Below are 11,665 nucleotides of genomic sequence, written 5' to 3' on the forward strand. Positions count from 1 at the left end.
GGGAAGGGGTATATCTTGCAAGCGAGACTGATTTCAACGAGATATTGTGCACTCTTTGCGGTCTGTTCGGTTGTTCTCTTCCTCGGACTTTCTCTCTTTTTCCTGACGATCGGCATACAGGATATCCCGCTGCGGGATATTCTGTATGCTTTTACGGCGGCCGATCCCTCGGATGTGCAGGGGCTCATCGTGCGCACGCTGCGCTTTCCGCGCCTGCTGGCAGCCATCGTCTGCGGTGTGAGCTTTGCGGTGGCAGGCGCCCTGATGCAGGGCGTCACCAACAATCCGCTGGCAAGCCCGTCCGTCCTGGGCATCAATGCGGGGGCGAGCTTCGGGCTGGCCGTGGCGATGATCGCCTGGCCGCTGGCATCGTTCCAGGCCACAATCCTCTGCGCGTTTGCCGGTGCGGCGCTGGCGACGGCCCTCATCCTGCTTCTGGCCTCCGCTCGCCAGGGCAAGGTATCGCCTGTCTTCATCGCCCTGTCTGGTACGGCCGTCAGCGCCGTCTTTCTCGCGGTCACGCAAGTGCTCGTCGTCTACTTCGATGTGGCGCAGGAACTCAGTTATTGGACAGCAGGCGGTATCTCCGGCATCAAGCTGCCGGCAATCCTTTCCGTCCTGCCCTGGACCGCTGTTGGTCTTTTGACGGCGCTCTCGATCTCGCGCTCCATCACGCTTTTGTCCTTCGGTGAGGAAATGGCCATCGGCCTCGGCGGCAGGATCCCGCGCATCCGCGTGCTCGCGGGACTTTCCGTGCTGCTGCTGGCCGGTTCCGCCGTAGCGGTGGCCGGTCCCGTCGGTTTTGTCGGCCTCGTCGTCCCACATATCGTGCGGCGGCTGGTGGGCATCGATTACCGTCTGGTCATTCCGTTTTCAGCTGTGCTCGGCGCCAATCTCGTCATGATTGCCGATATCCTGGCACGCATGGTGGCGCCTCCGTTTGAGACGCCGCCCGGTGCCGTGACAGCTGTCGTCGGCGTGCCGTTTTTCCTGTACCTGGCCAACCGGAAGGAGGTGCGCCGCGGATGAAATCCACCCTGCGTTATCCCGCACTGCTCACCGTGCTGGTCCTATTCCTGGCGGTACTGTTCTTCTGGCATCTTTCTTTGGGGTATCACTATCTGTCAAAGGAACAGCTGGCTTCCATCCTGATTTTTGGAGGCACGCCGCAGGAGATGCTGACGGTTTACGATTTCCGCATGGTGCGCTCCCTGCTGGCCGTGCTCATCGGCATGGGGCTGGCCATTTCCGGCGCCATCTTCCAGACCGTCTCCAAGAATGAGCTCGCGAGCCCGAGCCTTTTGGGCGTCAATGCCGGCGCCGGGCTCATGGTCATGCTGCTCATCTACATGACGGATGCAGCCAAGGGCCTTGAAATCTGGGAGCAGCCGCTGGCCGCGGTAATCGGCGGCGCGCTGGCGGCACTGACCATTTACCGCCTGACGTACCGCAGCGGGCATATGACCTCGACGTACACGCTGGTGCTCAACGGCATTGCCGTGACCGCCGGGCTCCACGCCCTGCAGATCCTCTGCCTCGTCGGCCTGGATTTGACGAAATTCCATCAGGTCAATACGTGGCTGATCGGCAGCATCTTCGGCAACAGCTGGAGTCAGGTCACGGTGCTCCTGGTGATTGTCTGCCTTTTCCTCGCATTCTTCTTTGCCAGCCATGAGACGCTCGACATCCTGTCGCTCAAGGAAGAAACGGTCATCGGCCTCGGTATTCCCATCAACCGGGCGCGTTTTCTCTACCTGATGGCGGCCGTGGTGCTCGCTGCCGCCTGTGTGGCTGTAGCCGGCAGCATCGGCTTCATCGGGCTCATCTGCCCGCATATCGCCCGTCGCCTTGTGGGTGTCATGCATCGGCGCTTCCTGCCGGTGACGGCACTTTTGGGCGGCATCCTGCTCGTCCTGTCCGATGGCGTCGCGCGCGTCGTGATCGCACCGGACGAGATGCTCGTGGGCCTCATCGTTTCGCTGATCGGCGCGCCGTATTTCCTCTATATCTTGGCGCGCAGCAGAGGCTGATGCAGCCGCAAACGCTCAGACAGCCTCAGAAAGGAAGGTTACAGATACATGGAGCTTGAAGCCCATAATCTCAGGGCCGGTTATGAGAATGCCGTCATCATTGAACGGATGAATCTCAAGATCCAGGCTCACCGCGTGACAGCACTGATCGGTGCCAACGGCTGCGGCAAATCGACTCTTCTCAAGACGATCTGCCGCATCCAGCCGGCACTGGGCGGCGAGGTCCTCCTGGATGGCAGGCCCATTCACGATGAAGACAGCCGCACGCTCGCGCGGAAACTCGCCATCCTGCCGCAGAACCCGACGGCCCCTTCCGGGCTAACGGTACGCGAGCTCGTCAATTATGGACGGGCACCGTACCGCCCGCGCTTTTTTGCCCGCACGACGAAGAAGGACCGCGAGATGGTGGAGTGGGCACTTGCGGAAACCGACATGATGGAATTTGCCGACCGTCCCGTGGAAGCCCTGTCGGGCGGCCAGCGTCAGCGTGCCTGGATCGCCATGACCATTGCGCAGGATACGGAAATCCTGTTCCTTGACGAACCGACGAGTTTCCTCGATGTGGCACATCAGCTCGACGTGCTGACGCTCGTGCGCCACCTCAACCAGGCGTACGGCAAGACCATCGTCATGGTCATTCACGAACTCAACGAGGCTGCCCGCTTTGCCGACCATCTGCTGGCGATGAAGAAGGGGCAGCTGCTTTACGAAGGAGCGCCGGCGGAAATCTTCACGCAGGATATGCTGCGCACGGTCTTTGGCATCGATGCGGAAATCCTGCGCGATCCGCGCTCCGGCAGCCCGTATTGCATTCCCTACGTGCAGCGGGAGAGAAAGGAGCCACAGCATGCGTAAGCGGCCGTACGCCATTCTTCTCGTGCTTTTTGTGCTGTTGTCCGCCGTTTGCCTGGCAGGCTGCGGCGCACAACAGGCAGCACCCAAGAAAAGCACGGCGCTCTTTGACCCTGCCGTGCCGCGCGAGGATACGCCCGAAGCGATTGACGCGGAACTTACGGCCCGTTTCCAATCCATACAGAAAAAAGCGCGCAAGAAATTCACGGAGGAGGACGGCCATAAGATCCTGATGCATAAATACGGGCAGACCATGCTGCCGGATCACCCGCAGCGCATTGCCGTGGTAGGGCTGGAGGATACAGCCGTTTCCATGCATCTGCCCATCGTCGCCGCGCATGTCGTATCTACGTCGTATCTCTATCCCTTCATGAAGGATATGGACCTTGCGAATATCCATATCAACCCGGATACGCGCACGGTCAACCTTGAAGAGGTCCAGGACGTCCATCCGGACCTCATCCTGCTTCGTGACAGCTATGACAAGAATACGTATCTGGCACTCTCGAAAATTGCGCCGGTGGCGCCGCTTGACCTGCAGGATGAGGAAGTGACGGAGCTGGCCATGGCAGAAGCCGTGGGCCGGCCGGAGCTCGGCGAGAGCCGCCTGCTCTCGTACTATGCCACGGTCAGGCAGGCCCGTCTGGCCATCAAGCAGCAAATCGGCAATCAGACGGTGGCACTGCTGCGCGTCCTGCAGAAGGAAATCCGTCTTTATCCCTACTCGGCCAATGCAACCAACCGCTTCATGTACGAGCTGTTGAATCTGCGCCCGCCGGACATGGTCGTGGCGCTCGATGCAAACAAGAACAACATGGTGCTTTCCATGGAGTCCCTGCCGGACCTCGACGCCGATTATCTCGTGCTTTCCAGCGGGTACGGCGCGGGTGCGGCGGGCAATCAGGAGGCTGCCGCGAAGCGCTATGCTGCTTTGCGTGAGGACCCGCTCTGGCAGACACTGCCCGCCGTGCGCAAGGGCCATCTGCTCGAAGTCAATTCCGTCGTCTGGAATGCGCATGGCCTCATCGCCAAGGAACTGGCCATCGAGGACCTCGTGAACTGGCTGGGGCATGGGGCCGCAGCAGACCGATGACAAGCATATCTCTATTCGTGAATATACGTGAACACAGGAGGAAAAAACATTATGGAACTTCTCGCAACCGGTTTTGAATTTTTCCAGAAGGGCGGCATCGTCATGTACATCCTTCTGCTCTGCTCGATTTTCGTCGTCTCGATCGGCGTGGAGCGTGCACTGTATTTCCGCCGCATGGATTCCGGCCGCGGCTTTGCCCGTGACTTCTATCTGGCACTTTCCAACGGCAACTGGCAGAAGGCGCGCAAGCTGGCCGATGATTCCCGCGGAGCCCTGGCGGACATCCTCTTCACCGTCATCACAAAGAAGCCGGAAGCAGCCGTGAACCCTGCCGCCTACATGGAAATCCAGTCCGGCATCGCTCTCGCAAAGCTCCGCAACCGCCTGTACTACCTTAGCGTCATCGTCACGATGGCACCGCTTTTGGGCCTGCTCGGCACGATCAGCGGCATGATTACCTCGTTCTCGGTCTTCAATCTGGAGTCCGGTCAGGCCACGGCCATCACGGGCGGCGTCGGCGAGGCCCTGATCGCTACGGCCATGGGCCTCTGTGTTGCGATTTTCTCGCTGGCTGTTCACGCTTACTTCACGCAGCGCGTCGAGAACATCGTCACGGATATGGAGCAGTGCTTCTCGCTGGTCGAAGCGACGGCCGGGGCAAGTGAGGAGGCGGCCTGATGCGACTCAGAGACAGACGGAGCTTTGCCAAGCCGGAAGTCATGATCATCCCGATGATCGATATCATGTTCTTCCTGCTCGTATTTTTCATGATCAGCACGCTCTACATGGTCAACCTCAAGACGGTTGATGTCAACATGCCGCAGGCACAGCACGCCCAGACCCAGATGAACGTGACGTACCTCGTCACAATGAAGAAGGATGGAACGTTGTACCTTGAGGATAAGCCCATTGAAGAAGCGGCGCTCATCAAGAGTGCCAAGGAAGAGAACCGCCAGAACTCGCATTTCGCGATTGTCGTGCGCGCCGATGAAGGCATCGATTACGGCAAGGTTGTCGAGCTTCTGGATCATTTCCGCGCAGCTGGTATCAGCCGCTTCGGCCTGGCTGCCGATTCGGTGGGAGGAAAATCATGAAGACCACAGAAGATAAAGACCGGCTGATCGGCTGGTGTTCCTCCGTGGGCGTTCATGTCATCCTTCTGCTGTTGGTCGCCGCCACCGGCCTTTTCCAGGCCGTTTCGAGCGAGAGCCGTCCCGTCGATGTCGAGATCTACGAGAACATGACGGATGAAGATGACTCGTCCGCCGAGGAAGCAGCGGCTGACGATGCGGCATCTGAGCCCGCGGAAACGCCGGCTGTGGATCCCATCGTCGTCAATCCCGATGTCCCGGCGCCGGCGGTGGAACAGGATCAGAAGGAAAAGCCGGATGAAAAAAAGCCGGACAAGGAGAAGCATGCGGATAAACCCGCCGGCGATGCCAAGGCTGCGGGCAAGAATCCCCATGGGGATGCGCAGGGCAAGCCGGACGGCCATGGCTGCAGCGGCCAGCAGGGCCCCGCACCGCATGACCCGGGCAAAGCCAAGCACGTCAAGATGCGTGCGCAGGAGCTCGGCGGCTCGGCGCCGTCGTATCCGGAAAGCCTGCGTGCCCGCAACGTCTCGGGCAGCGTGACGGTCAAGTACGTCATCAATGAAGACGGCAGCGTCAGCAACCCCGAAATCACGGTTTCCTCCGGCACGCCGGAGCTCGATGCCGCCGCCACGTCGGCCATCATGACTTACCGCTACACACCGGCCCGCAACGACTACGACGAACCCGTCAAGAGCTATTGGGCCAAGACCTTCAACTTCCATCTATGATGGTATAACTCTTTCGTGAGAATCAGCAAAACGACCATTTGACGTCAACTCGTCAGATGGTCAATTTTTTTGCAGAATTGCCCTACCAAAGTCCAGAATCAACGCATTGTTTTGAATTGAGAAAAATCATAAAATTAAAGTAACAAATCAAAAGACAAAGGAGGAGAAAATATGAAATTCGGGAAAATAACCATGTTCTTGACCGCGGCGACTCTGGCGGGCAGCATGCTTTTGACAGGGTGTGGTGGCGAAAGCAATTCTTCCAGCAGTTCAAACGCCAAGGACGATGGAAACGTGCTGGTCGTCTACAACTGCAATACGGATGATTGGACAGCACCGATTGTCAAGGAATTCCAGGAAGAAACCGGTATCGAGGTACAGCTTGTTTCAGGTGGCTCTGGTGAATTGATGGCACGTGTGAAAGCGGAGAAAGACAATCCGCTCGGCGATGTCATGTGGGGCGGCTCTGGTGATTCTTATCTGGCGCTTTCGCCGTATCTGGAACCATATGAATCCCCCGAGAAGGCAAATATCAATCCGCAGTTTGTTGTTGCAGACAATTCGTTCTACAACATTACCATGGATCCCTATGTCATAGCGTACAATACAGATTTAGTCAATCCGGGAGAAGCACCGACGGGCTGGAAGGATTTACTGGATCCAAAATGGAAAGGCAAAATTGCCATTGCTGATCCGGCAAAATCAAGCTCCACGTATGCGGTCCTCTTAACCATGATGGATAAACTGGGCGGTGATCCGGCTATTGTCAATCAACTGGTTAAAAATCTGGATGGCAAGATCGCAAGTGGCTCGGCTGCACAAATTAAATCCCTTTCGGATGGCGAGTATGCGTTGACCGCGACATTTGAAGAAGCGGTTATGAAATATATCGTCAATGGATCGCATATGAAGATTGTCTATCCATCAGAAGGAACGGCAATCAGCACGGGCGGCATTGGCATCATCAAAGGTGCAAAACACATGGAGAATGCAAAGAAATTCATCGATTTTGCTATGAGTAAAAAAGTTCATGAACGTTTTGCTCAGTATCAGCGTCGTTCGACGCGTACCGATATTCCAGCCCCATCGGATTTGAAGCCGATTTCGGAAATCAATTATGTGCCATTTGATACGAAGCATGCTGTTGAATACAAAGATACGTTCTTAGGCCTCTGGCGCAAAGCTGTAACACAGTAAAAGTAAACAGGTGGAGGAGGGTGGATGACCACCCTCCTTTTTAAATCATGAAAAAGGGGGAAAATCCAATGAGTTTTGCTGTACATATTCAAGATGTAGTCAAGGAATACGGCGATTTTTTAGCCGTTAACCATATAACGCTCTCTATAAAGAATGGAGAATTCTTCACGCTGCTGGGGCCGTCCGGCTGTGGTAAGACAACGCTTTTGCGCATGATTGCCGGCTTTAATCCGATTGACGGCGGCACCATATCGTTTGATGATCGCGTCATCAATGATGTTCCCTCCTATCTCCGCAATATTGGCATGGTCTTTCAGAATTATGCCGTATTTCCTCATATGAGTGTAGCTGACAATATTGCGTATGGTTTGAAGGCGCGCAATTTTAAAGGCGAAGAATTAGACAAAAAGGTGCGGGCAGGTTTGGCCATGATGAAGATCGAAAACCTGGCAGACCGCATGCCATCGCAGTTATCCGGCGGCCAGCAGCAGCGCGTGGCTTTGGCACGTGCTATCGTGATTGAACCGGATGTCATGCTGATGGATGAGCCTCTTTCTAACTTGGACGCAAAATTACGCTTGGAGATGCGTTCTGTGATACGGAATATCCAGCAGACTCTGGGCATCACGACGATTTATGTCACGCATGACCAGGAAGAAGCACTGGCTATTTCCGACCGTATTGCGGTAATCAACAGTGGCACGATCATGCAGGTTGGCAATCCGGAAGATATTTATAAACATCCTGCCAATACTTTTGTTGCCAATTTCATCGGTACATCGAATTTTATTCATGGTACGGTGAAGGAAGGACAGTTGGCAATCCTGGATCAGGCTATGTATGATTTTTCGCCAAAAACGCCATACGAAGGCGATGTACAGATTTCTGTACGTCCGGAACAGATTGTCCTGTTACGCGGACATGGTGAAGGTATTCCAGGGGAGATTGTACGCGCGGTTTTCCTCGGCACACGGTACGAATATGAGATTGCGATTGCGGATGGAACACACGTCAAAGTCAATGCCTATAACATCCATTCGGATGAGGTCTATCATGCTGGCGATAAAGTGGGCTTACGTTTGTCTGCCCAACATATGAATATCTATGATGCGAGCGGGGAGGTGCTGTTGTCATGAAAAATTGGCATACGATGTCTCTTTACGATCGTTTCAACTGTTGGACCATTATTACCGTTGCTTCTTTGTGCCTGATCCTGCTGTTCATCATCTATCCATTTTCGGTCCTGGTGATTCATTCTGTTGTTACAGAAACAGGCGAGATCTCTTTTGCCAACTATGTAACATTTTTCCATAGCGACTACTATCTTCAGACTTTGTTCAACAGCTTCATTGTATCGTTGAGTGCAACGGTACTGGCCTGTATAATCGGCATTCCTATGGCGTATTTCACGTCGCGCTATCACATTACGGGAAAACCCTTGATTGATAATCTTTGTATCCTGGCCATGATGTCGCCACCTTTTATTGGCGCCTACTCCTGGGTCGTACTCCTGGGTCGAGCCGGCTTCATAACGAAATTCATGCAGTCGCACTTTGGTTTTTCCATGCCGTCCATCTATGGATTTGTGGGCATCTTATTGGTTTTCACGTTAAAACTATTTCCCTATGTGTATCTTTATGTGTCAGGAGCCCTGAGAAGCATGGATGCTTCTTTGGAGGAAGCAGCGGAAAGCCTCGGCGTTGGAGGCTGGAAGAAATTGCGTACGATAACATTTCCCTTGATTATGCCGACGATTTTATCCGCTGCTTTGATGGTGTTCATGACTTCTTTGGCAGATTTTGGTACTCCTGCTTTGATTGGTGAAGGGTTTCGCGTATTGCCGGTATGTATTTACGATGAATACATGAGTGAACTGGGTGGAAATACGGCTTTTGCCAACGTATTGAGCGTCGTGGTGATTGCTTTTGCGATGCTGGTGCTGCTGCTGCAAAAAAAGGCAATTGCAGGGCGCAATTATACCATGAGCAACCTGCGGCCGCCTAAAGTAAAATCTCTGCCACCGATTTCTCGTATGGTCGTTACGGCAGGCGTCTACCTGGTTGCCTTCTTGGGGGTTTTGCCGCAGATCACGGTAGTGGCCACCTCCTTTGTCAAGACAAGCGGTCCTGTCTTTTTACCTGGTGTTGGCTTGGACAGCTACCGCGAAGCCTTTTCTAAAATGTCTCTGGCAATTTCTAACTCGTTCATGTTCTCCATTATCGCGATTTCCATCATGATCTTTTGTGCCATGCTGTTGGCTTATTTGATTGTGCGGAAAAGCTCTCGTGTCGTTAATTTAATTGATATGCTGGTCATGTTCCCCTACGTTGTACCAGGTGCCGTACTTGGTATCATGCTCGTTTCAGCTTTCAACTCCAAGCCTTTGTTATTGACCGGAACGGCTGGCATCATGATCCTCTCGTATGTGATTCGCAAGATGCCATTTACGCTGCGTTCCAGCATTGGCATACTGTATCAGATTGAATCAAGCGTAGAAGAAGCATCCATTAGTCTGGGCGTGCCGCCGTTTAAGACATTCTTTAAGATTACGGCGCGGCTGATGCTGCCGGGAGTCATATCGGGAGCCATCTTGAGCTGGATTGCGACGATGAATGAATTGAGTTCTTCGATGATTCTCTATACTGGCGCAACGCAGACAATATCGGTAGCCATTTTCAACGAGGTTACGAGCAAGGCTCATTTTGGTACAGCAGCGGCTCTGGCTACAGTCCTTACAGTTGCCACGATTTGCTCTCTTTGGCTTTGCAAGCGCTTGTCAGGAGGTAAGATTTCCTTATAAAATATTCTAAATATTACCAACAAGGCTTACCTGTGATAAAATGATACCATAGTGGTAAGCGGGAATTGGGGACAGGAGGTAAGCAGGATGCTCCATAAATGGAAAATGAGTTATCGGCTGCGTCTCCTGTCCTATATGTTTCTCGTCGGTTTTTTACCTGTTCTGGTACTATCTGCAGGTGTTTTGCTGATTGTTTATCAAAATATTGATAGAACGGAGGCACAGGAGGCATATCAAAATATTCATAGTGTCGCTGAGCAGGTTTCAAGCTCTGTCGATGGATATGTTAAGCTGGTAGATACGTTATCTGAATCTGTGGTTATTGAACATGTCCTGGAACAATCCTCTGATAATGTACGCGAAGCATATGCGCAGATGTTCTTATTGATGCGGGGCAATCATGAGCAGGCTACGCTATACGTTTTATCTGGGAATGGACAGGTAGCCCTTTCTACATCGGACATACCGCATAGCTATAAACTGCCTCAGAATAGTGGCTGGGGCGTATTTGCAAAAGCTGCACGGTCCAAGGATGCCGTACTGATATCGGTACCAAAGCAGGATCCTGATTTTCGGAATGTCGTTTTGACCGTGTGCAGGGCTGTACGCAAAGATCAACAGATTATCGGTTATGTCATTATTGATATTGAACGCCGGGCCATATGGGATATCTTGAATAACTATTCTTCGCAGGATATTATTCTGACGGATCAGTATCATTATGTTTTTTATGATACTCTGGGAAGCAGTAAAGAGGGTGTGGTATCCGGGATTACCGGCAGCGGATCTTTTTCTTCGACTAGTGGAATTGTCAGGGACCCCGACAATCCGGATAAAAAGCTTTATTATTTTCACGAACCCAAATACCATATTGGCGTGATGCAAAAAGAAATCACGGATAGAAGTGGCTTTTATGCATTGCGACGTACTATTGCAATTTTTGATTTGGTCGTATTGGTTATTATTATTCTGCTCTCGTATAAGTTGACACGTGACTTATGGAAACCTATGGGGGATTTAGTTACGGGGATGGAATGTGTTCGGCAAAATAATTTAGACGTGCGAATCCCGATTCGAAGAAGGGATGAAATTGGTGCTCTGGCGGCAACTTTTAATAAAATGGTTTACCATATCCGTCGTCTGCTGCGAGAGGCAAAGCAAAAAGAAGAAACCTTGCGCATTGCACAGATTAAAGGACTGCAGGAACAGGTCAAGCCGCATTTCATCTATAATACACTGGATCTGATCAAATGGAGTGCCAAAGCTGGCGATACGAAGACGGTGGCACTTTTAGCGGTATCATTGGGACGGTTGCTGCGTAAGATTTTGGGGAAGTCGGCGTTTATCACGGTTCGGGAAGAGTTTGAGATTTTACAGTCGTATATGACGATACAGGAAAAGCGGTTTGGTGACCGGATTCAAGTCGAATTTTTATTGGAACCGGATTTGGCAGACAAGTATCTGCCCAAACTGATTTTGGAACCTGTGTTGGAAAATGCCGTGAAGCATGGGCTGGGGAGCGTGACAGAAAAAGGAAGAATCTGTGTTTCGAGCCGCTTGAAAGGAAAATACATGGAATTTGAGATTGCAGATAATGGTGCAGGAATGGATCTTGCCAAAGCTCAACAATATCTTGAAGGTCATGATGATCAGCATGTGGGACTCTATAACGTACATCTGCGTGCTAAACTTAATGGAGATGCGACTTGTGGTGTTACGATCAAGCCTCAGGCAGAAGGGGGAACTCGTGTGATTATCCGTTTATTGGTCTTGGAGGAGGGAACTAATAGTTGAAGTTAAGTTATAAAATACTATAAATACTCTTGCTGAAAAGTCAATTTATTGGTAAAATGGTATTGAGGTGATACCAT

At 52.5% G+C, this 11,665-nt stretch carries 11 protein-coding genes; all 11 read left to right on the top strand.

From position 1 onward, the window contains the following. Window positions 1-15: 15 nt before the first annotated feature. Window positions 16-1,029 carry an iron ABC transporter permease gene (locus DWX75_RS03680; protein ID WP_233519459.1) on the top strand — a complete coding sequence of 338 codons (1,014 nt, stop codon included), beginning with the start codon at window positions 16-18 and terminating at the stop codon, window positions 1,027-1,029. Continuing rightward, a complete protein-coding gene (locus DWX75_RS03685; RefSeq protein ID WP_118014986.1) occupies window positions 1,026-2,030 on the top strand; it encodes an iron ABC transporter permease in 1,005 nt (334 codons plus the stop codon). The genes DWX75_RS03680 and DWX75_RS03685 overlap by 4 nt, the downstream gene beginning before the upstream one ends. 48 nt (window positions 2,031-2,078) lie before the next feature. Then, window positions 2,079-2,885, top strand: coding sequence for an ABC transporter ATP-binding protein (locus DWX75_RS03690; protein WP_118014987.1), 807 nt, complete (start codon window positions 2,079-2,081; stop codon window positions 2,883-2,885). After that, a complete protein-coding gene (locus DWX75_RS03695; RefSeq protein ID WP_118014988.1) occupies window positions 2,878-3,975 on the top strand; it encodes an ABC transporter substrate-binding protein in 1,098 nt (365 codons plus the stop codon). The genes DWX75_RS03690 and DWX75_RS03695 overlap by 8 nt, the downstream gene beginning before the upstream one ends. 51 nt (window positions 3,976-4,026) lie before the next feature. Continuing rightward, a complete protein-coding gene (locus tag DWX75_RS03700; RefSeq protein ID WP_118014989.1) occupies window positions 4,027-4,653 on the top strand; it encodes a MotA/TolQ/ExbB proton channel family protein in 627 nt (208 codons plus the stop codon). Further along, window positions 4,653-5,069 (top strand): biopolymer transporter ExbD, encoded by a 417-nt coding sequence (locus tag DWX75_RS03705; protein ID WP_118014990.1) that lies wholly within the window; start codon window positions 4,653-4,655, stop codon window positions 5,067-5,069. Before DWX75_RS03700 ends, DWX75_RS03705 begins: the two co-directional genes overlap by 1 nt. Then, window positions 5,066-5,797, top strand: a complete 732-nt coding sequence (locus tag DWX75_RS03710) for an energy transducer TonB (protein WP_118014991.1) — start codon at window positions 5,066-5,068, stop codon at window positions 5,795-5,797. Before DWX75_RS03705 ends, DWX75_RS03710 begins: the two co-directional genes overlap by 4 nt. Before the next feature lie 171 nt (window positions 5,798-5,968). Further along, window positions 5,969-6,994 (top strand): ABC transporter substrate-binding protein, encoded by a 1,026-nt coding sequence (locus DWX75_RS03715; RefSeq protein ID WP_233519460.1) that lies wholly within the window; start codon window positions 5,969-5,971, stop codon window positions 6,992-6,994. Between the two features lie 68 nt (window positions 6,995-7,062). Next, entirely contained in the window at window positions 7,063-8,130 is a 1,068-nt protein-coding gene (locus DWX75_RS03720) for an ABC transporter ATP-binding protein (protein ID WP_118015006.1), read from the top strand. Then, window positions 8,127-9,794, top strand: coding sequence for an iron ABC transporter permease (locus tag DWX75_RS03725; protein ID WP_118014992.1), 1,668 nt, complete (start codon window positions 8,127-8,129; stop codon window positions 9,792-9,794). Before DWX75_RS03720 ends, DWX75_RS03725 begins: the two co-directional genes overlap by 4 nt. Window positions 9,795-9,881: 87 nt before the next feature. Next, a complete protein-coding gene (locus DWX75_RS03730) occupies window positions 9,882-11,588 on the top strand; it encodes a sensor histidine kinase (protein WP_118014993.1) in 1,707 nt (568 codons plus the stop codon). Window positions 11,589-11,665 lie beyond the last annotated feature (77 nt).

Origin of the sequence: Mitsuokella sp. AF21-1AC (assembly GCF_003458855.1) — a bacterium.
Lineage (GTDB): Bacteria > Bacillota > Negativicutes > Selenomonadales > Selenomonadaceae > Mitsuokella.

What these genes read in the sequence shown, in the direction of transcription:
- DWX75_RS03725 (WP_118014992.1), top strand. Translation starts at nt 8,127, where the DNA reads ATGAAAAATTGGCATACGATGTCTCTTTACGATCGTTTCAACTGTTGG.
- DWX75_RS03700 (WP_118014989.1), top strand. Translation starts at nt 4,027, where the DNA reads ATGGAACTTCTCGCAACCGGTTTTGAATTTTTCCAGAAGGGCGGCATC.
- DWX75_RS03685 (WP_118014986.1), top strand. Translation starts at nt 1,026, where the DNA reads ATGAAATCCACCCTGCGTTATCCCGCACTGCTCACCGTGCTGGTCCTA.
- DWX75_RS03710 (WP_118014991.1), top strand. Translation starts at nt 5,066, where the DNA reads ATGAAGACCACAGAAGATAAAGACCGGCTGATCGGCTGGTGTTCCTCC.
- DWX75_RS03690 (WP_118014987.1), top strand. Translation starts at nt 2,079, where the DNA reads ATGGAGCTTGAAGCCCATAATCTCAGGGCCGGTTATGAGAATGCCGTC.
- DWX75_RS03720 (WP_118015006.1), top strand. Translation starts at nt 7,063, where the DNA reads ATGAGTTTTGCTGTACATATTCAAGATGTAGTCAAGGAATACGGCGAT.
- DWX75_RS03695 (WP_118014988.1), top strand. Translation starts at nt 2,878, where the DNA reads ATGCGTAAGCGGCCGTACGCCATTCTTCTCGTGCTTTTTGTGCTGTTG.
- DWX75_RS03715 (WP_233519460.1), top strand. Translation starts at nt 5,969, where the DNA reads ATGAAATTCGGGAAAATAACCATGTTCTTGACCGCGGCGACTCTGGCG.
- DWX75_RS03730 (WP_118014993.1), top strand. Translation starts at nt 9,882, where the DNA reads ATGCTCCATAAATGGAAAATGAGTTATCGGCTGCGTCTCCTGTCCTAT.
- DWX75_RS03705 (WP_118014990.1), top strand. Translation starts at nt 4,653, where the DNA reads ATGCGACTCAGAGACAGACGGAGCTTTGCCAAGCCGGAAGTCATGATC.